General features: G+C 39.7%; 16 protein-coding genes and 1 pseudogene. 13 read left to right on the top strand and 4 right to left on the bottom strand.

Annotated features, from left to right (window positions below):
* Positions 1 to 65 precede the first annotated feature (65 nt).
* Positions 66 to 482, top strand: a complete 417-nt coding sequence (locus tag EHQ59_RS17615; RefSeq protein ID WP_135621265.1) for a response regulator — start codon at positions 66 to 68, stop codon at positions 480 to 482.
* On the opposite strand, the gene EHQ59_RS17610 is transcribed toward EHQ59_RS17615, so the two are convergent.
* Positions 479 to 3,148, bottom strand: a complete 2,670-nt coding sequence (locus EHQ59_RS17610; protein WP_135621264.1) for a PAS domain S-box protein — start codon at positions 3,146 to 3,148, stop codon at positions 479 to 481. The two genes, EHQ59_RS17615 and EHQ59_RS17610, sit on opposite strands and share 4 nt — an antisense overlap.
* A 21-nt stretch (positions 3,149 to 3,169) precedes the next feature.
* Positions 3,170 to 3,928 (bottom strand): SDR family NAD(P)-dependent oxidoreductase, encoded by a 759-nt coding sequence (locus EHQ59_RS17605; RefSeq protein WP_135621263.1) that lies wholly within the window; start codon positions 3,926 to 3,928, stop codon positions 3,170 to 3,172.
* 135 nt (positions 3,929 to 4,063) lie between these two features.
* On the opposite strand from EHQ59_RS17605, the gene EHQ59_RS17600 reads away from it, so the two are divergent.
* The 12 genes and pseudogenes from EHQ59_RS17600 to lpxB all read left to right on the top strand — a co-directional run bounded on the left by EHQ59_RS17600 (position 4,064) and on the right by lpxB (position 18,806).
* Entirely contained in the window at positions 4,064 to 6,376 is a 2,313-nt protein-coding gene (locus EHQ59_RS17600; RefSeq protein WP_135621262.1) for a SpoIIE family protein phosphatase, read from the top strand.
* Between the two features lie 37 nt (positions 6,377 to 6,413).
* Entirely contained in the window at positions 6,414 to 7,016 is a 603-nt protein-coding gene (locus EHQ59_RS17595) for an Lcl C-terminal domain-containing protein (protein WP_135621261.1), read from the top strand.
* A gap of 47 nt (positions 7,017 to 7,063) precedes the next feature.
* The gene (locus tag EHQ59_RS17590; protein WP_135621260.1) at positions 7,064 to 7,732 is read left to right on the top strand and encodes a hypothetical protein; all 669 of its coding nucleotides are present in this window, start codon (positions 7,064 to 7,066) and stop codon (positions 7,730 to 7,732) included.
* A gap of 179 nt (positions 7,733 to 7,911) precedes the next feature.
* A complete protein-coding gene (locus tag EHQ59_RS17585; protein WP_135621259.1) occupies positions 7,912 to 9,183 on the top strand; it encodes an NHL repeat-containing protein in 1,272 nt (423 codons plus the stop codon).
* Positions 9,184 to 9,278: 95 nt separating this feature from the next.
* Positions 9,279 to 11,189 carry a PAS domain-containing sensor histidine kinase gene (locus tag EHQ59_RS17580; RefSeq protein WP_135621258.1) on the top strand — a complete coding sequence of 637 codons (1,911 nt, stop codon included), beginning with the start codon at positions 9,279 to 9,281 and terminating at the stop codon, positions 11,187 to 11,189.
* A 162-nt stretch (positions 11,190 to 11,351) separates the two neighbouring features.
* On the top strand, positions 11,352 to 12,521 hold the full coding sequence (gene sucC / locus EHQ59_RS17575) for an ADP-forming succinate--CoA ligase subunit beta (protein ID WP_135621257.1): 1,170 nt from the start codon (positions 11,352 to 11,354) through the stop codon (positions 12,519 to 12,521).
* Positions 12,522 to 12,534: 13 nt separating this feature from the next.
* The gene (gene sucD, locus EHQ59_RS17570; RefSeq protein ID WP_012389029.1) at positions 12,535 to 13,425 is read left to right on the top strand and encodes a succinate--CoA ligase subunit alpha; all 891 of its coding nucleotides are present in this window, start codon (positions 12,535 to 12,537) and stop codon (positions 13,423 to 13,425) included.
* A gap of 59 nt (positions 13,426 to 13,484) precedes the next feature.
* Positions 13,485 to 15,025 (top strand): annotated as a pseudogene (locus EHQ59_RS17565) (TolC family protein).
* A gap of 24 nt (positions 15,026 to 15,049) precedes the next feature.
* Entirely contained in the window at positions 15,050 to 16,504 is a 1,455-nt protein-coding gene (locus tag EHQ59_RS17560; protein WP_135621256.1) for an SH3 domain-containing protein, read from the top strand.
* Between the two features lie 10 nt (positions 16,505 to 16,514).
* Positions 16,515 to 16,745, top strand: a complete 231-nt coding sequence (locus EHQ59_RS17555; protein ID WP_135621255.1) for an FmdB family zinc ribbon protein — start codon at positions 16,515 to 16,517, stop codon at positions 16,743 to 16,745.
* 11 nt (positions 16,746 to 16,756) lie between these two features.
* Positions 16,757 to 17,623 (top strand): LpxI family protein, encoded by an 867-nt coding sequence (locus tag EHQ59_RS17550; RefSeq protein WP_135621254.1) that lies wholly within the window; start codon positions 16,757 to 16,759, stop codon positions 17,621 to 17,623.
* Positions 17,592 to 18,806 carry a lipid-A-disaccharide synthase gene (gene lpxB, locus EHQ59_RS17545; RefSeq protein ID WP_135621253.1) on the top strand — a complete coding sequence of 405 codons (1,215 nt, stop codon included), beginning with the start codon at positions 17,592 to 17,594 and terminating at the stop codon, positions 18,804 to 18,806. The genes EHQ59_RS17550 and lpxB overlap by 32 nt, the downstream gene beginning before the upstream one ends.
* Here lpxB and EHQ59_RS17540 read toward each other — a convergent pair.
* Together EHQ59_RS17540 and EHQ59_RS17535 are read right to left on the bottom strand one after the other, a co-directional pair.
* Positions 18,780 to 19,151, bottom strand: a complete 372-nt coding sequence (locus EHQ59_RS17540; protein ID WP_244245610.1) for a hypothetical protein — start codon at positions 19,149 to 19,151, stop codon at positions 18,780 to 18,782. The two genes, lpxB and EHQ59_RS17540, sit on opposite strands and share 27 nt — an antisense overlap.
* The gene (locus EHQ59_RS17535; RefSeq protein WP_135621252.1) at positions 19,136 to 21,319 is read right to left on the bottom strand and encodes an LIC_12586 family protein; all 2,184 of its coding nucleotides are present in this window, start codon (positions 21,317 to 21,319) and stop codon (positions 19,136 to 19,138) included. Before EHQ59_RS17535 ends, EHQ59_RS17540 begins: the two co-directional genes overlap by 16 nt.
* Positions 21,320 to 21,321 lie beyond the last annotated feature (2 nt).

Raw genomic sequence — 21,321 nt, 5'->3', positions numbered from 1 at the left:
AGAAATTCTAAGAATTTGGCAAGATTTACTTGCCATTTAAAAGAGAACGGATATAACTTTCCTCTGTGGCAGTTCTTACCGAGAAAAAAAATGGAAAAAAGGCAATTCTTTTTGTCGATGATGAATCCATTATTTTACTCAGCATGAAATCTCAGGTCAAACACCACTTTGGAGAACGATTCAAATACCTCACTGCAGAAAATGCAAAAGAAGCATGGGATCTCATCGTTGAGTTTGAAGAAGAAGGAAATGCAGTCGCTGTCATCATTTCTGATTGGTCGATGCCTGGAATGAATGGAGATGAGTTTTTACGAAAGGTTCATAAACAATTCCCATCCATTGAGAAAGTCATCATCACTGGATTTGCTGAGGAAACTCTTGTTGATGCCTTAGACAAAGAGATTGGACTCATCACTTGTTTAAAAAAACCATGGGATGAAATGGAATTGATTTCCGCGATTACCCAAGCGACTGAATCCTAATTTCCTTTTGGTAAATAAATCGAAAAAATGGTTGTTCCCGGTTTGGATTCCAAGTTGATCCGCCCATTGTGACGTTTCACAATTTTATTCACAATATCAAGCCCAAGTCCACTCCCTTCCCCAGGTGGTTTGGTAGTAAAAAAAGGTTCAAAGATTTTTTCCCGAATTTTGGGATCAATGCCAGGACCGGAATCTTGTAAAGACACCATCACCTCTTCTCCACAATCTTTGATCGTGATCACAAGGTTTCCTGTAAACGACATCGCTTGCAAAGAATTATAAATCAAATTGGTCCAAACATGTAAGAGATCATCCGGATAACATAGAATCGGTGGAATTTTTTCATAATTTTTAATGACATTGATTCCCCTCTTCAATTGGTTTTGGTAAATGGTAAGGACTGTTTCAATGGTTTCTTGGATGGAGGCTGTTATTTTTTTTCCTGTGGAATCAAAATGCGAAAAGTTTTTTAACGCATACATGATTTTGGAAACTCGATCCACTGCCAATTGGATAGAACGTATATTTCGTCTAAATTGAATTTCCAACGCAAGGTAATCCAAAAATACTTTTATATAATGGGAATGGAAAAGTGGAATGTATTTTTCTTCTAATTCACCGATTCCCAACTCCACCCATGCTTCTGCAAATTCATCGGCGTCTTCTGCTTTGAATCCATGTTGTAATAAAATTTCTTTGTTCTTTTTTTTCCGCAGACGTTCTTCTTTACCCGTATAAAATTCAATGGGTTGGTCCAGGTTCGAAAGAATGGTTTTCAGAATCACTTGTTCTTCTTTTGGAACACTTAAGATGGCTTCCCGAAATAACTGAGAAGCTATGCCATACCGTTTTTGCCAGTCCAACATATTTTGATTGGAAGCTTTTACGGCACCAATGGGATTATTAATCTCATGGGCAATCCCTGCGATGAGTTGCCCCAAGGCCGCTAATTTTTCTGATTGTACCAATTGTTCTTGGGTGCGTTTTAAATTTTCAAACGCCATCTCGAGTTCAATTTTTTGTTTTTCAATGAGTTTGTTTTTTTCACGAATTTCTGTATTGATTTGTCTGAGTTCTTCCACTTCCTTGATGGGACTTAAATCAAATATACTATAGGCGATCGAAACCGTTTGGTTGTATTTAAACCGTTTGATGGAAACAAGTGCAGGAAAGACTTCTCCGTTTTTTCGTTTGCACACGATTTCCAGGGAATCACTGGAATTGGAGGCAATTTTTTCCCGTATCTTTTGTAAGGAATCGGGTGTAAGTAAAGCTCGGATTCTTAAATTCTTTGTATCTTCAGGGGAATACCCAAAAAGGGTTTGGAAGGCAAAGTTTGAATCTTTGGCACGAAGTGAGTTTTCATCAAAAATCAAAAATGCTTCTGTTGAAAATTGATAAAACGCACGAAACCGTTCATCCGAAGTGCGGAGTGCCTCCTCCGCTAACTTAGCTTCGGTGACATCCAAAATGGTTCCCATAAGACGAACTGGATTTCCGTCTCTGTCTCGGAGTAAATTTCCCCTAGATTCAACCCAATGGATTTTGCCATCGGCATGAAAGATACGATGTTGGAGTTTGAAACCAGAACGCGATGCATCATCCCTTAAGTGTTGGATTTCTTCAGATACAATTTTCATATCTTCTTCAGGGTGAAGGCTTAAGTATTTTTCGATGGTGATCTCTATATTGTCCGATGGAAAACCGTAAATCTCATAGGTTTGAGGAGACCAATAAATTTCACGTTTTGTAATATCCCAACTCCAGATTCCCATTTTCACCGCGTCGAGTGACATGAGAAGTCTCGATTCCGATTCTTTCAGAGCTAAATTGGCCTCTATTTGTTCGGTACGATTGATCATGGCACCAAACATACGATAAGCGACACCTTCCTTGTTGTATAAAAAGATTCCGTTGTCTTCTATATATACATAAGTTCCTGATTTGGTTCGGTACCGATACACACAAGAAAACTGTGTATGTTCTTCCATCGCTTTATCAAATAATTGTATGGTTTTTTCTTTGTCATCGGGATGGATGAGAACCATCCATGCTTCATAACCGATGGCTAAGTATTCTTCTGGAGTAAAACCTGTAATCTCTTGGATGGCACCTGCCCACTGATTCACACCCGAGGCCATATCTAAATCGTAAACCATACTCAACGATAGTTCTGTGATGGAACGATACTTTGCTTCGCTATCTTCTAATGCTTTTTGTTTTAAAACATTTTCTGTGATATCGGTGATCAAAAAGACTAGAGAACGTAGGGCCCCTGCTTCGTCAAAAACGGGAGAGCCATTGATCGATAGGTATTTTTTATTTCCAAAATCGTCTTCAATTGCATGACGTATGTCCGTTACCGGTTGTTTGGTTTTTAAAACAATATTAAAAGGTTGGTCTTCTTCTCGCCAAGGGCCGCCATCAAGCGATGTATTTTTCCATTGGGGGGCATCATATGTGCGAGAGAGGATATCCTTTAACTTTATGCCTAAAACATTTTCCGAAGCGGGGTTTGCATATAAAATATTTCCTTGTGGATTCAGTAAAACAATGGCTGTCGAACTCACATCCATAATCGTTTTCAAAAGATCCGCTTCGACATTCAAGTGATTGACTGTCGAAATGGTTTTGTCTGAAAACGATTTCCCCGAAGAAGGCTGCATAGAATCCAATATGCAGTAGACTTAAGATTTATGCGATTTCAATTTTATTGCTTCTATCTTTTGGTAAACTTTTAGCGGGAAAAACAGGAATCTATCCAGAAATTGGATGAAACGGAAAAGAAAAGACGGAAATACTTCCTTTCTGTCATTCAAAATTCCCTTCACAATTTGTCTTGCCACGGTCTCTGGGGTTTGACTTGGGAACGGAACGGGAACCTGTTTTCCAGCTGAGTCAAAAAATTTTGTCCGAGTGGCAATGGGATAAACGATCATTGTCCGGTTTCCGGGCTTTAGTTCACATTGGTAGGCATCTAAAAAGGACCTTACGGCCGCCTTCGTCGAAGAGTACAACGCGTATCCTGGTAATGGCAAGTGGCTCATCGCAGAAGCAGTCACGATAAATAAACAAGGATCTTTTCGTTTGCGGTTTAATGTGATCACAGTATAAAAAGGGGAAAACACATTGGTGCGAAAGATCCGATCAATTCGTTCCCAACTGGGTTCTTGGATGACTTCGTAATAGGCGAAACCGGCATTGGCAAAAAAGATATCAATCCCACCTAATTTTTTGTCAGCGTCCTTCATCAGTTTATCTATGGATTCTGGTTTGGATACATCACATTTATAAGGAATTACGTTCGGATGAGAAATTACATTTTTTTCATTTAAGTCACATGCCAAAATTTTCACATTCTCATGCTTTAACATCTGCAATACGGTTTCTTTGCCGATTCCAGAAGCTGCACCAGTAACTACGATTCTTTTATTTTTTAATTCCATTGGCGAAAACTAACGGTTGTGATTCCAGATGAAAGTTTTTTTTAATATGATATCTAACTTTTTTCAAAGCTTAGGTAGAAAATATCTTTACTCAAGTCTTCAGTTTCTTTAGTATTTGGATTCCCTGGGGATGAAATGAGTCAAATCTTTGATCAAATTTTCAAATTTTTACACAAATCCATTTCTTATAGTTTTGCGATTGTGTTCTTCTCCTTACAAGGGGCATTTTTTGGGGCTTTTTACGCTTACTTCTTTGGCTCAGCCCTCATCCCCGATTTTACAATTGCGAACCACCCCGAGATAGTGAACGTTTTTGTTTTCGCAACGTTATTTGCTGCCATTGGGCATAGCATTGAGTTTGGAATCCTCACTCCTCTTGGGTATGGAGGACTTCGCCAAGACTTACGCAAATTAAATCTGTTTCTCAAACGAAATGAAACCATCCGTCACAAAGATATCTTAGAACTAGAAAACAATTTAAACACTCTCATCCACCTTCCGAAAGAAAATATGTATGCGGCCATTCGATACGCCATCCTAGTTTTTGTTTCCGTATCCATCACCTATCTTGTGTTTCAATATCCACTCTACGAACTATTACTCATTTTTATCGGTTGGCTTTCTGCTGTTTTTGTTTATGGCGGATTCTCATATATCATTTCCGATTATGCCACAGGTTCCAAACGAGTGGAGATCAAAAAGATTTTGGCCTATCGTGATGTGAGTGTTCACAAAAATTTTGGAATCCTCAGTTTAAAAGGAAAGTTTATCTTTTTACTCATCCTCATTTTACTTTCTCTCAGTGTATTGTCTGTCTTTATCTCTTTTGGGAACGCCAGTTTACTCAAAATTACTGCCTTTATCACCATGACGTTTATCGAAGCAGTGATTTTAATTTATATGTTTTTCCAATCCATCAACTTAACCTTAGAACAAATCAATGAGTCTGCCAATAGCCTTGCCACTGGTGGAAGTGGTGCCCTTCCCATTCTTTCCATAGACAAAGAATTCATTTTGTTTGCAGAGAATTATGAAAAGGCAACCAGGGAAGTTGGAAAAATCAGAGAGAATCTCCAAGAACTAGTCGAAGCAAAAACCGCAGAACTGAGAAACAGTTTGGAAACATTAGAAACACTGAAAAAACAACAAGATGGAGATTATTTTTTAACCTCCTTACTCATCAAACCTCTCAGTTTAAACAAAACCATTGGATCTCATGTCAAAACTGATTTTTTAATCAAACAAAAGAAAACCTTTTTGTTCCATGGAAGAGAAAATGAAATCGGTGGTGATATTTGTATCACGCGCACCATCACATTACGTGGGAAAGATTATACATTTTTTCTGAATGCAGATGCCATGGGAAAATCATTACAAGGTGCTGGCGGAGTCCTTGTCCTTGGTGCGGCAGTTCAATCCATCTTAGAAAGATCCAATGCTGTGGAAGCGGTAAAACTTTTGTATGCAGAACGATGGATCAAAAATGCTTACCAAGAACTCCATCATATTTTTGAAAGTTTCGACTGTTCTATGTTAGTTTCCATGGTAATGGGACTCATTGATGATGAAACGGGTCTAATGTATTACTTAAATGCAGAACACCCTTGGTCTGTTTTGTATCGCAAAGGAACCGCTGAGTTTATTAAAAACAATTCGGACTTACGCAAACTCGGAACTCCTTTTTCTGAAAAATCACTCGAAATCTCCACCTTACAATTATTGCCTGGAGATGTTTTGATTCTCGGTTCCGACGGTCGGGATGACATCGAGTTTGTTACCGAAACAACGGCTCGTAAAATCAATCATGATGAAGAATTATTTTTACGGCATGTCGAACGAGGGGATGGAGATTTAAAATCCATTTACCAATCCATTTTGACTATGGGGGAACTGACAGACGACTTAAGCCTCATGCGAATTGGTTTTAAAGAGAATAGTCACTTACCTCCTCGAGCCATCCGCAAAGAATCCTATGAACTAATGCGGAAAGCAAAAACACAAATCAAATCCGAACAATTGGAAGAAGCGAAAATCAGTCTTCTCGAAGCCAATCGGATCAACCCCGAAAACAGAGAAATCAAACGTGCCCTCATTCGTTTGCTCGTGCGTATGAAAGATTACCAATTGGCAGCAGAAAAATTAAATACATACATCGAAGAATACCCAGGCGATACAGATCTCATTTATTTGGCATCGTTTACCTACAAACAAACCAAAGAATATGGAAAGGCGATCGATATGGGGGAAAGAATACGACTGCGGAACCCAGGCCATCTTTCCAATCTGATCCAACTTGCACAATTGTATCTTTTAATAGGCAATTTGCCTAAAGCAGAGAAGACCTTACATTTAACATCGCTGATTCCTTCGGATACAAAACGAATCGACCAATTGAAATCTCAAATTGAATCGTTCCGAAAGAATATTGTTGTCGAAATTCCTTCCTAGTTGGTTTGATTGAAAAACTCCATCTAGCATCGATTTTATGACACGAGAAAGAAATTATTTACTATTAAGTTTCCTTTGTGTCAATTTAGTCCTCGGTTGTCCCGCACTCCTCCCAAAAGCCAATGGAGTGTTTTTTGTGGAGTCGTTTACAACCGATGGAAATCGTCTGAGTTTTGTGAGTAACCCAGCCATATGCTCCAGTGTTCCTGGGCAAGACAACCAAGACGGAACCATTCTGGATTTGGACACTTCCCTCGTTTGGCAAAAATGCCATGCGGGTCAAACCAACTTTACAACCTGTTCGGGTGGAACCAATCAAATCACCGATTGGGCAACTGCCATCAACTATTGCCAAAATTTAAATTTGGCTGGGAAAACTTGGAGACTACCGAACGCCAATGAACTCAGAAGTTTACTCGATTTTTACCTTACCTATGGCAAACCTGCTTTCGATCCCATTTTTTTTCCCAATACAGCCGTGAACGCCCCTCCTTCCACAGTGAGAAATTATTGGACTTCGACCACAGGCACGCTCAACTCCCCCACAGCCTTTGTTGTCAATTTTGGAGACGCTGGCGGTGGACCTGATGCCAAGAACAATGTCAGTGATAATTACACTCGTTGTGTCTCCGATTTTTAAGGTTTGGCAAACGAAGGATCAAAAGAAACATAGAATTCGTTTCAGTCATGTTCAAACTCTATCCATCACTTCTTCTCTTTCTCTTTCACTGCACCACAATTGGATTCCACCAAACTTCTGTTCGTGAATCTATGTCTTTTGGGGAAGAAGCAACGGTTCGTGTTTGTGTCATTACAGAACCAGGGATTGATCCCGAAGAAATCCATTCCTTATTTGAAGCCTGGAACGAAGAACTATCTCTTTACCGAATCAAAACCCAATCCATTCCCCTTGGTATCATGGAACGTCCTGGTTTTTATGGGTCGGACATCATCGAGTATTTGCGAAACAAACAAATGCCAGAATTTTGTGATCGGCTTTTGTATTTAAAAGGAAGGACTTGGGGGGATATTGTTTATGAAGTCTTTACCTTGGGTCTATTTGTAGGAGTTGGTGTGAAATTAGAAATCCAAGGTGCTGTTGAGACGTATACCAATACCAAAGGATATATCAAAGCCAAATACATTTCCACTTTACAGTTGTTATCTACAAGTCCTAAGTCAACTCTAATCCATGAAGGGTATCATTTGCTTGGCTGTGGCCACCAACTTTTTATGAAAGAGTGTTATGAACGGATACGCGATGTGAAACTTTTACTCACCGATCCAAACAGGGATCCCAATTTTTTTCCTAATATCAATGCGAATGGAAGAAAAATTTTAAAAAGGCCGATTTAATGATCTAGTTTAGGCAAACGATTTCCCTGTAGACCCTATTTCTTTCGTATAACTTTCATAAAACGAATTGAGTCAGTCAATTCGCTACGGACAATTCCTGATCAGAATTCTTTGGGGATTTTTCTAAACTTGATTGCGAATTTCCTTGGGTAACCAGTAACGTCATTTTCAGAACATCTATGTTTCGTGCTTCTATCGCCATCATCCTCTTTTTATCCTTATCCAATTGTTCCCCAAGGAATGTTTCCAATTTCTGTGATGCCGATTCCGATGTTTTTTTGAATGAACTTCTCTTTCGGCTCACAACGGAGGATAAAAGTTCCCATTGTGGTTACAAACTTACGATTCCAAATTCTCCAATATGTGGAAGAAGTTATGACGTAACTCACCTACCAGAAAACTGGGAAGATGTCAAAAAAGAAGTAGAGAGTCAGTTTGCCCTTGGTTCCAGTGGGCCAGAAACTCTTGTCCAGTATTCACCTGATTCTGTTTCTGCTGCTATTAGTTCGGGTTATCCTGCGTTTCAAAGTGCGCTCAGTGCTCCGAATGGAAAGGTGTACTTACTTCCTTATAATTCTCCTAATATTGTTTCCATTGATCCTAACAATCGTTCGTATGCCCTCTCAACCTCTGTGCCAGGTCTCGTGGATTTCATTGGTGGAATCCTTGGACCCCAAGGGAAAATTTACCTTGCGCCTCATCAAAACAACGACTTTTTTGAATTCAATACAGCTAACGAAAGTATGACGACAATTGGCAATGTCACGATGGGAGGAGCATCCTATAACGGTGGAATCTTTGCACCCAATGGAAAAATATATTTTACCCCTGGGAATGAATCCATCATTCGTTATTATGATTTGAATACCAAAACCATTGGCCAAGTGTCCACTCCCGTATCCGGTGGAATTTTTTCCAATGCTGTCTTAACACCGGAAGGGAAAATTTATTTCATCCCACATGATGCCACAAACATTCATATTTTAGATACAAAAGATGATTCGGTTACCGTACATCCTTCTGCAATTGGAGGATCTGGAGGTTATTTCTCAGGTGTTTATGCACCGAATGGAAAAATTTATATCATCCCTTATAATGCTGCGACTTTGTATGTCCTTGATACCAAAAACAATGATACATTGACTAGTTTAGGCAATATCCCTGCGTCCACCACGGGGATGTTCAATGGCGCTATCCTCTCTCCGAATGGTAAAATTTATCTAATCCCTTACAATTATGCGAATTTCGCATCCATCGATACGAGAAATGACCAACTTTCCATTCTCATGGCAAACCCTGCCACCAACTCTTACCGTGGGGGAGCCATTGGACGGGGTGGTGAGATTTACCTCTCTCCTCACAATGTGAATCGTTTTGACCTTCTCGACACTCATTCCAATGGAAGTTTTTGCGATTCGATCAAACTTTCCCCGTATTGGAATAAATTTTAATTAATCTTAAGAAGGAATCCCTTCCAAATCTATCGTCGGATGGTTCAGGCTTTGCGTCATGCCATTGGTGTGGTTTTTTGCTTTATTCATTTCCCATGAACGAAATTCTAAACAAGCAAACTGACTTTTTTTATACTTACGCCAATCAACTCACCTATTCCTTATATTTATTCGAATCCAAACACGAACAATTCGATCGAGAAAACAAATTACTCTTTGCCAACCAAAAAGCAAAGGAACTCCTCTTTGGTTCCAGTAAAATTTCTTCATCCCAATCGGTGGGTTCCCTTTTCCCATTTTTATTTGATTCCGAGGAAATGATCCCTGTAATCGAATCTTGGGATCAATCTACCAATTTAGAAGAAGTCATTGAAAAAGATATTTTTCATTCCTTTGGCATTCAAAAACAACCTTTTCTTTTCAAATTATATCGTTTGGATAAAACTCATTACACGATCACCTTAGAAGAGTTAACCGATGTAATGTTAGCAGAAAAAATTCTCAAACAAAAAGAAACAAAACTCGATCGTTTTTTGAAAACAATGATCAATGGTGTGGTTGTTGTGAATTCAGATGGTCAAATCCTGTATGCAAATGACAGCGCTGCGAAAATTTTAGATTTAGAATTAGAGACCATTGAAAATCGATATTATAGCTCCAGAGAATGGAAACAAATTGATAAAAACGGTGACCCCTTCCCCTTAGAAAACCTTCCTCTCGCGATTGCTTTAGGAAAACAAGAAACCGTTTACAATTGTGAACATGGGATTTTATCCGAAGATGGTCACATCAAATGGTTAAATGTAAATGCAACACCTCTCTTTGATGAACATGGAAAATTAGAAGGAGCAACCGCCAGTTTTTTAGATATCACCGAACTTAAAAATACCCAAAATACAATCCAACTCCAAAACAGAAAATTAACATCCATTTTGGACGCCATAGAAAAGTCAGCCATTGTCAGTGTGACAAACATAGAAGGAATCATCACTCGAGTGAATTCCAAATTTTTACAGAAATGTGGATACACAGAAGAAGAAATTGTTGGTTCTGATCATAAAATCCTCAATGCAGAATATCATTCGAAACAATTTTGGAAAGACTTATGGTCTCAAATTTTATCGGGAAAAACCTGGGAAGGAGTCATTAAAAACAAAGCAAAAGAGGGAAACTACTTTTGGTTACAATCCTTTATCCATCCCTTGTACAATGCAAACAATGAAATTGAATCCTTTTTATCGATTCGTTTTGACATCACAGAAGAAATTGAAGCACTCGACAACACAAAACGAATGTTACACTTCACTGGAATCCAAAACAATCGTTTGCAAAACTTTGCCTATATTGTCTCTCATAATATCCGTCAACACTCCTCCAATTTCACCTCTCTTGTCCAATTATTAGAAGACTCAAAGTCGGAAGATGACAAAACCAAAATTGTAGAGATGTTACATGCATCTTCCGTTCAACTGGAAGAAACCATCTCCCATTTAAACGATATCATCTCGATCAACCAAATGTTAAACAAACCCATGGAAGTTTGTTCCCTGGAACAAGAAGTAGAAAAAACTCTATCGATTTTAAAAGGATCTATTGAATCGAGAAACATACAAATGGAAGTGGTCATCCCCGGGGGGATCAAACTCAAAACCATCCCTGCTTATTTAGAGAGCATATTACTCAACCTTTTGTCAAATGCAGTCAAATATGTCCGCTTAAAACAAGGTGCGTACATTAAGGTCGTTGCCGAAGAGACAAACGATCAAATCATCATTACCGTGGAAGACAATGGCCTTGGGATCAATTTGCAAAAACATGGGAACAAAATATTTGGAATGTTCAAAACCTTTCACAGGAATGAAGACGCGAGAGGGATCGGTCTTTTTATCACCAAATCACAAGTGGAAGTGCTCGGTGGTTCCATCCTTGTGACGAGTGAGGAAGGGAAAGGTTCCGTCTTCCGTGTTCTCCTACCGAAAAATCCAGAGGAAAGTTTGAGAGCCTAAATCCCTAAACTAGGATTCGAATCCTCTCTCTTTTCACAGAGAAGTGACTCTCTTTGTGGACTTCCTTTCAATCCGTCTTGACAATCTCCCCCAACCCTTGAGGCTTACCCTAGTGATCCGTTAGCGAGAGCTTTCGGACGTACCAATGACATAAGGAAATCCATGAAAGTCCACGAATACCAGGCCAAAGAAATCCTACGTAGACACAATGCCAACGTTCCATTCGGAAAGGTCATCGACACTGTCGGTGATTTCGAAAAGGCATATAACGAAGTTGTCCAAAAATCACCAGTAGTGGTGGTAAAAGCCCAAATCCACGCAGGTGGACGCGGAAAAGGTGGCGGAGTCAAAGTTGCCAAAACAAAAGACGATGCCAAAGCAGCAGCTGAGAAAATCCTCGGAATGCAACTCATCACTCCACAAACTGGTCCAGAAGGAAAAAAAGTCCTAAAAGTTTACCTAGAACAAGGTCTTGAAATTGCAAAGGAATACTACCTTTCCATCCTACTTGACCGTGCCATTCGCAAAACCATCATCATGGCTTCTACCGAAGGTGGTATGGAAATTGAGGAAGTGGCAGAAACCCACCCCGAAAAAATCATCAAAATCCAAATCGATCCAGGAATTGGAATCCAAGGATCCCAAGTCAGAGAACTTGCATTTGCTTTAGGCATTCCAGCGGAAGCGCAAAAATCCTTCACTGCTCTTGTAAACTCTGTGTACAATGCGTACATCAAAGAAGATGCGGCTCTCCTTGAGATCAACCCACTCATCCTAACTAAACAAAACGAAATCATTGCCGGTGACTGCAAGATGGACTTGGATGAAAACGCTCTTTACCGTCACCCAGACAACGAAGCTCTCCGTGATATTACAGAAGAAGATCCTTACGAAGTAAAAGCCAAAGAATACAACCTCAACTACGTGAAGTTAGATGGAAACATCGGTTGTATGGTGAATGGTGCCGGTCTTGCGATGGCAACTATGGACATCGTAAAACTTGCGGGTGCTGAACCTGCAAACTTCCTTGACGTCGGAGGTGGAGCAAACCCTACCACGGTAGAAAATGGTTTTCGACTCATTCTTTCCGATCCAAACGTAAAAGGTATTTTTGTGAACGTATTTGGTGGAATCGTACGATGTGACCGTGTTGCGGTTGGTATCATCGAAGCGACCAAAAAAGTAAACGTATCTGTGCCAGTTGTGGTTCGTTTGAAAGGAACCAACGCAGAAGAAGGGAAAAAAATCCTGAACGAATCTGGTATGAACATTGTGGGAGTTGAAGGACTCCGTGACGCGGCAGACAAAATTGTCTCCCTAATCAAAAAATAGGAAACTAAAAAACATGGCTGTATTAGTTGATGAAAATACAAGAGTAGTTGTACAAGGGATCACTGGAAAAGAAGGTTCCTTCCATGCAACTCAGATGTTGGAATATGGTACAAAAGTAGTTGCAGGTGTCACACCGGGTAAAGGTGGTCAAACTTGGACTTCTGAATTCGGAAAATCGGCTCCTGTTCGGAATACCATTAAAGATGCAATGAAAGAAGATGGAGCAAACGCTGCGGTGATTTTTGTTCCACCTCCATTTGCAGCAGATGCAATCTTAGAAGGAATTTTTGCAGAGATCCCTCTCGTGGTTTGTATCACTGAAGGGATCCCTACTCACGACATGTTAAAAGTGTACAGTGTGTTACGTAATTCCAAAACGAAACTCGTGGGACCAAACTGCCCAGGTGTGATTAACCCACGTTACAATGTAAAAATGGGAATTATGCCAGGTTTTATCCACACACCAGGAAACATTGGAATCGTTTCTCGTTCTGGAACCTTAACTTATGAATCCGTTGCTTCTCTTACAGCGGCAGGCCTTGGCCAGTCGACTTGTATTGGAATCGGGGGAGACCCAGTTCCTGGGATGAACCACGTAGAAGCAGTCAGACTTCTCAACGAAGACCCAGACACGGAAGGCATTGTGATGATTGGTGAGATCGGTGGAACTTCTGAAGAAGAAGCAGCCGCTTACATCAAAGCTCATGTGAAAAAACCAGTAGTTGGTTTTATCGCAGGCCAAACAGCTCCTCCTGGAAAACGTATGGGCCACGCCGGTGCGATTATTTCTGGTGGTATGGGAACAGCTACTTCCAAAATCGCAGCGATGCAAGATGCTGGTGTCAGCATTTGTGCTCACATTGGGGAAGTTGGTGAAAAAATGAAGGCAGCCTTTAAAAAATAAAGGCTAGTTTCTAAAAAAAAACAACTTTGCAGGGGAAATGAGGAGTCTGAATTAAGAGTATGGAACAACGTTCATGGGTTTCTAGTGTCATCATTCTTCTCATTTCCGTAGGTTTACTGGCAGCAGAATCGGACAATAAGGCGTTTAGCCTTAGCTTACAAGAAGCGGTCCGTTATGCCATTGAGAACAATCGCGAGGTTTTACAGGCAAGATTGGAATTGGCAAAAGCTGATACCAATTTGATGAAGTACGAAGCAAAGTATTCTTGGCGTGCGGTTTCCAGAGCCGAATACGACCAAAAAAAATTCCCGTTTAACCAAAACAATATCTTCACGGGAACCAAAATCCAAACCAATACCTATAGTGCAGGGATTGAAAAATCTTCACCACGGGAACTTATTTTAAAGTGGAAGCCAAATCCCAACGATTTGACTCAAACGCTTTTGGGAATCCAAACCAAACTCCGGCAGGATTTACGGCTCTCGGATTACCTCCTCTCTTTACAGATAGTCTTTCTGTCACCATCGCCCAAGACCTTTTGAAAAATGCTTTTGGTGCGAATGAAAGGAATATGGAAAAAATCCTTGAGAACCAAACAGAGATCATGCGAGAGCAAATGGAAGACCAAGTCGCAAGTAAAGTGGTATCCACTCTTGTTGATTATTGGAACTACTCTGTCAAAGAATCAGGTTTCCAAACCTTCGAACAATTATTAAAAAATACAAAGAATGTAAGGGACCTCACCATCCGCAAACAAGGACTTGGTCTCTCAGAAAGTTTTGAGGTCAACCAATGGAATGCTCTACTCTCGCAAGTCGAAGGGCAAATGGCTCAGGCGAGTGCAGAAAAAGAAGAAGCGAGACGAAAACTCATTCGTTCTCTCAATCTTCCAGAAGATACTATCTTCCAAAAGACCACTCCTCTTTCTGAAACCTTGCCTACAAAACTCGATTACCAATCTGATATCGATTATGCCTACCAACATAGAGCTGATTTTCGAGCCCTGCTTCGTAAAAAAGAAAATGCAGAACTTTCTATGAAGATGGCAAAAAACGAAGCAATGCCTACTTTGAAAGCGGCGGGAACATATGGTTACCAAGCGCAAAATACAATTAGTCCGCAAACCAATTATTCGGATAGTCGCAATGGTGTGACATCGTTCCAATACCCTATCATGCAAGGATCACTCGATTTGAGTTATCCCATCATGGACAAAGGGGTAAAAGTAGGACTTCGTGACGCAGAAATCCAAAAACGCCAAGTAGCCTTAGAAGAAGCAGATTTAGTGAAGGCAGTTTCGGATGATGTCAAAACAAGAATTGATATCTTAAAAGCATCTTACCGTGTGATGGAAAATGCAAAACGAACCGAAGAAGAATCCAAAAAGTATTATAATGGTGTGTTACGATCCTTCCAACAAGGGAGATTCAATGCACTTGCCGTGAAAAATGCTTTGGACACATTGGTACAAGACCAACTTTCACTCGTCAGAGCCAAGGTTGATTACAACATCAATTTACATCGTTATTACGTGGCAAAAAATGCATTATTCGAAGAATACGGAGTGGACCGCGCCAAACTCCTACCTGAAAATCTTTAATCAAACGAATCCGGGAGGTTCCTTTTGATTCGCTCCCGAGTTTTTTTTGCTTTTGTGATTCTATTATCTCTCGTTATTATTTTTACTTACACCTTTGTTGATTTCCGAGAAAGGGACGACAAAGCGTATGATTTGTACCAATCAGAGTCTTATCTTAAGGTTTTAAAACTATACAAAGAATCGGAAATCCCCACGAGTGAATTGGAGCTGACAATTCTTTCTCAGTCTCTCTCCCAATTGGAGAAACAACTCAATGGGAAAAACACAGAAAAAGACCTGTTACAATACTTTCAAAAACGAAAGGATACCAAGGTAATCGAATGGGAAACAACAAGAGGGACCTACTACCACTTGGAAGATCCCTATTTTTCTCATCTCAAAAAACATGGTATTGGTTACAAACGAGCTCTCATTACAAAAATCAGTGCCATTGCCAAACCCATTCCGAAAACGGAAGTTACACATTACCTACTACTTTTGATTTTAGAAGATCCAAGGGGAATGGAAGAGAGTTTCAGTGATGCCCTCTCCCATTTGCTCAAATTTCCTTTTGAACCCATTGGAGAAATCGAAACCAGTTTCCTATTACAAACCTTACATTTTTTATCCCAAACTTCAGGAACAAATCTTTACCACCAAACGGCTATCATACGAGGAAAAAATGTAAACCTTCGAAGTGGTCCTGGTCGGGAAAACCAAGAAGTAGGAAAAGTCAGTGAACCAGAACCAACCATCTGTTTGGAAGAAGACAGTGCAGAAGAGTCAATTGCAGGAAACGAAGGCAATTGGAAACGTTGTTACTTTCCTAACAATCAGAAAACAGCATGGATTTTTTCTGGATTCCTAAAGGAAACTTTGGCGGATGAAAGTCTCATCCGAGAATTTGAAAAACGATTTAAGGCCGTGGACAACGAAATCCGCATCGACTTTGAAGGTTGGGATGGAAAAAAAATTCCGCAAACCTTTTTTGGAAACTATATCCCCCGTGATTCCATTCGTATTTCGGGTGAAACCGGTTTTCCCATTTATGGAAATTCAGGGAAACCTTCAGGTGCGGAACGAATTTGCAAAAAACTTTCGGGCAATAAAAACTACTTTGAGTTTTCATTTTTACCTCCCGATTCCGAAACACCCATACCCTTTATCGAAATTCATTTGCAATACAACCATTTGGAACACCTCGCCTATTCCATCTCTGCGGATCAAAACTCAATTTGGGTAAATAAAAATCGATATGTCCTCGACGGCGAAAAAAGGCGAGAAAATCTGTCCTTACATATCGAGAATCGACTTGGGGACAAATGGAACGCAAGCCTCTGGAGAAGGAATACAGGCCTTGTCCAATCCATCCGTTCCTTTCCTCTTTCCGAATCCATTCTCGAAGCGGGAAAGTATTCTTGGGAGATTTGCCTTCCATTGGCCTCCAAACCAAACCGCGACCATGTCTTATTATTTGAAGTGAGAACAGGAATTCATTAAAGGAGAGAATATGGCAACTTACGATTACCATTGTAACACATGTGGAAAAGACTTTGAACACGTTCAATCCATGAAGGACGATGCACTAACTGAATGCCTTTGTGGACAAAAAGGATCCGTGGAACGAAGAATCTCTGCGAGTGCAGGAATCATATTCAAAGGATCTGGATTTTACGTAACCGATTACAAAAAGGATAGTCCGACTTCTACAACAACCAGTAGTGATTCTGGAACGACGTAACAGGAATTCCTTTGGCTTCAAACGGTAGATTGGCAATCATCGCTGGTGGCGGCGAACTTCCCCACATTGGTATGAAGGAAGCTCTCGCTAGTGGCGAGGATCCCCTTTTTTTGGGACTCATCGAATCTGATTTTTCTCCCAGAGGAATGGAAAATAGAACTATTCCTCTCCACATCACCCAAGTGGGAAAAATTCTAAAAACCATCCAAAAAGAAAAAATCTCTAGGATTCTCATGCTTGGAAAAGTGAGAAAAGACTTACTCTTCCAAAAACTCAAATTTGATTTAAAAGCTCTTTCGATTTTAGCCAAAACCATCAATCGTAATGACTATCCCATTTTCCTTGCGATCGCAGAGGAGTTTGAAGCGATGGGAGTCAAAGTCATCTCCCAAAAAATTTATTTGAAGTCCCTTCTACTCCCAGAAGGTCGCTACACTCCTAAAAAATTCTCCTCTCAAGAATTAAAAGACATTGTCTTTGGTATGGACTACGCAGAAAAAATGGCAGATCTCGACATTGGACAAATGGTCGTCGTGAGTGATGAATCTGTGATTGCAGTAGAAGCGGTGGAAGGAACCGATGAAACCATTCGTCGGGGTGGCCAATACACGAAAAAGAAGGGAGATGCTGTGGTTTGCAAAAGCCCCAAAGCCAAACAAGATGAACGTTTTGACTTACCCACCATTGGTATCCATACCTTTCAAGTGATGTTGGAAAGTGGATGTAAAACCTTGTGTATCAGAGAGGGAGAAACTCTAGTGGTCAATCCAAAAGAAGTGATTGAGTTTGCCACAAAACATAAATTAAACTTCTGTGTCCTCGGTAAAAATGGTAGTAAGGTCCTCAATGGTAGCCAAAAAAAAATCACATCGCTCTAGTGCTAAAAAAAATATCTTAGTCATCGCAGGAGAACACTCCGGTGATCTGATTGGCGCAGACCTCTTACAAGAACTCAATGTAATCGAGCCCGATTACCATTTTTATGGAATCGGAGGCGAAGGAATGATCCAAAATGGACTCGAATCCATGGAAGAGATGGAAAACCTCAGTGTCATTGGATTTTCGGAAGCGATCAAAAAGTATAGTTACTTAAAAAAAGTTTTTTACCGAGTTTTGGAAGAAACCTCTCAAAGACCAACCCAACTTGCCATTTTAATTGATTATCCTGGATTTAACCTACGTTTGGCGAAAGAACTAAAAAAACGGGGAATTCCCACAGTCTTTTATGTTTCCCCACAAATCTGGGCATGGAAATTCAAACGGATCTTTTTTATCAAAGAACATATCGCTTTAATGCTAACTCTCTTTCGATTTGAAGAAGAGATTTACCAAGAATACGGTGTGAATGCAAAATTTGTGGGTCACCCCATTACCAAAAGGATTCCAGAAAAATTAAAAAAAGAACCCCATATCCCGGAAAAACTCCCAGATCCACACCATGGGTATACGGTAGGATTACTTCCAGGTTCGAGAAAAGGGGAAATTCATCGTTTGATTGATCCCATTCTCGGAACAGCTGTTTTACTCCATGAACAGTGTAAGTTGGAAAAAAAGAAAATTGTCTTTTTATTACCGAACATCAACCAAAAAGAAGAATCCTTTCTTTTAGAAAAAATTGCTGCTGTGAAAGCGACACATCCTGATATCCAAATCCACTATCTTTGGAATTCTTCCCTTCGTGTGATGGAAGCAAGTGACCTTCTTCTTATTGCTTCCGGTACAGCTACTTTAGAAGGTTTGTATTTTGAAACACCGATGGTGATTTTGTATAAGGTGAGTTTGTTTACGTATTTTTTAGGATCTCTTCTGATGAAGTCCAAGTACATCGGCCTTGCCAATATCCTAAGTGGTCAAGAAGTCTGCCGAGAAATCACTCAAAATGAATGTAGGCCAGAATACATTGTGAATGAGGCTTGGAAAATTCTTTCCAATGCGAAATTGCGTAACAAAATCAAAGGGATTTTACGTGAAGCGAAGGAACGAGAACTCGGAACAACCAATGCCTCCAAAAAAGCGGCAAAAGAAATCCAATTCCTACTCCGATCCCTTCCTGCGGAGTAAACGCACCACTCGGTTTTCCCAAGTCCCAATCCAAGATTTGGGTTTGCTGTCGGCATATAAAAAATAACCTTTGATCGACTCTTCGTCACTTGCACGGATCCGAATTCCCATAGAGTCTAAATCCATTTCTAATCCTTCTTTTCCATCCAAAAGGACTTTTGGACCATCCGGGTCCAATTTTAGGATGTGAGATTTGTTTTCCCATTCCAAAACCCACTCTCCCTTCACGTTAGGTATGTTGTTTAGGTTTGGTGCGATATCCGCTGGATTTGTTTTTTCTTTGCATTGGAAAGAGAACAAAACTAAAAAAATAATAAGTAGGAGATGTTTCATTTGAATAGACATTTGTTTTCCTCTTCTGATATGGCAAAACTTCCTCTCGTTTCTCCCACAAGTCCGTAGAGAGTCATTTGGTAGTTTCCATTTTTATTATTTCCATACCCTTTTAAGTCTAACGATTCACTCGTCACAACTACGTCCGAAAGATAATCCAAATCGGAATACCGATTGAGAGAAAATTCCATGGTAAACGGTTTTTTGAAAGGATTTAGGTCAATATTGCCTTTGGCGATCAAATCCCCTTCTTTTAAGGTCACTCCCCATAATTTCAAATGATAGGATGTCCTTGCATCCTTATGCAACATATAATAATCACTACCAATACTATTGAAACTATAATCCAAACTGACGTTAGATGGTTTCCATTCGGCACCACAAACATTCATCCAAAGGTCAGACCAAGGATATTCTTTTAGGAGTAAGTTAAAACTGAAGTTAGGTGTTTTACTTGCGAAAAAAGAAACAACGGATACTTTGGAATCTGCATTTCCTAATCCTAAATTAAAACTAAACCGTCCATCTTTTACTGTTAAATTACCTTTTGATTCGCCGAGGGATTTGGATCCTTGGTAAGCAAAAAAGTTTGTAATATGAATTCCCAAATCAAAATTCATCGATTCTAAAAAGTATTTATAGAGTTTGGTTTGGTAAAAATACTCTTCGGGAATCAGTTTTTCTTGGCGTTCCCGAATCTCTTCCATGGTATCTTTTTTCCAATCTTCATACAATGGTTTCCAATCATTGGCTGAGAGTTCCGTAGATTGAAAATTGAGTTTTGTTTTGGAAGACATGGGATAATAATACGTTCCATCTATCTTTTTCGAACGGCTAAAGTCAGCGGTACCTGATCCGACAAGGTGAGATGGTTTGCCAAAAATTTCAGCATCCCAATTCAAATTCCATTCTTGGTTTGGTTTCCAGTGGAGGAGAAGTTTTCCATTTTCCATGGAAAGTAAAGAAGACTCAAGTTTTAAACCACTTCCCTTTACTTCCCCTGCAACAGAAAACCATTTGTTTTTATCCCCAGTTTCGTTTACTTCTACGTTGCCATGTAGTTCACCAAACAATGGAAAACGAAAAAGTCCAGAGAGGTCTGTGATATGCTCAAAGATATCTTCTAATTCGTTAATTTGAAATTCTAGTTTTCTATGAAGTAAACTCTCTTTCGCCATCACTGTGGCGACTTGGGTTTTGATTTGGAATTCATTTCCAAAAAATTCACGGTCTTCTACATCCTTAGTAAAATGGAATTTTTCCCGAAACCGAAATCCTTCTAATAAATAATTTTCAAAAAAGGGAAGAATGATAAATGAATTTTCAAATTCCACATTGCCATCGATCACAAATCCAGTATTCGGATTTGATGAAATTTTTCCTTCCCCAGTGAGAACCGCCGACTGTACTTGAGAACCAAACAAATAATTGGTAAGAAGGATGGCTTCTTCGGAAGGAAAGTTTTTCCAAAAAAATTCAAATTGGAATTCGTCCAAATTGGATTCGGAGAAAATTCCTTCTCCTTTCACTCGAGTTGTATTCGGAACCCAAAACCAACCATTATTGTATTGTACATACAATCGTTTGTTTTTACGAACTAGTTCAATGTCCCAACCTTCTTTCCAATCCACAAGAGTGGTATCTGATTTTTTGACAGTGAGTTTGGCATCATGAAAACGTATGTCTTTCAGTTTACTAGTTTGTGCATAGGATATAAGTCTATCCCGTAGACCACGATCATCATTGAGAATCAGTTGTGGGCTGTAAAAATCAATCCGTTCGACAGTAGGAGATTCTTTAAAATAACTAGAGAGGCGAAAGGTGACTTTTTTCACCTTCAACATATAGTCGTTAAACGAAAAATCCTCTTCATTGGAGACAACAAGGTCTTCGATAATCAATCCTTCCCGCAGAGAAAAATCGAGAACCCCAATGTCTACTGCCTTCCCTAATTCTTGGTTGATGGTGGCTGCGAGCACTTTGCGAAGTTTCACAAGTGGAATTCGATAATTGCGCAGATAAAATTCTAAACCATAGTAAGAGAGAACAAATAGAAAAAAAACAAAACCAAGAGCTAAAAATGAAAATAGAACCCGCTTGTTTTCACGGATTCTATTGAGTAAACTTCTTAAGTTTTGTTTCCATTCAAGGAAACGATGTGTAGGGAAAAAACGTTCCAAAA

The organism is Leptospira kemamanensis, from assembly GCF_004769665.1.
In the GTDB taxonomy this organism is placed as follows: Bacteria; Spirochaetota; Leptospiria; order Leptospirales; family Leptospiraceae; genus Leptospira_A; species Leptospira_A kemamanensis.
Note: the sequence above shows the minus strand (reverse complement) of the source record. Positions and strands in the feature narration are given on the sequence as shown.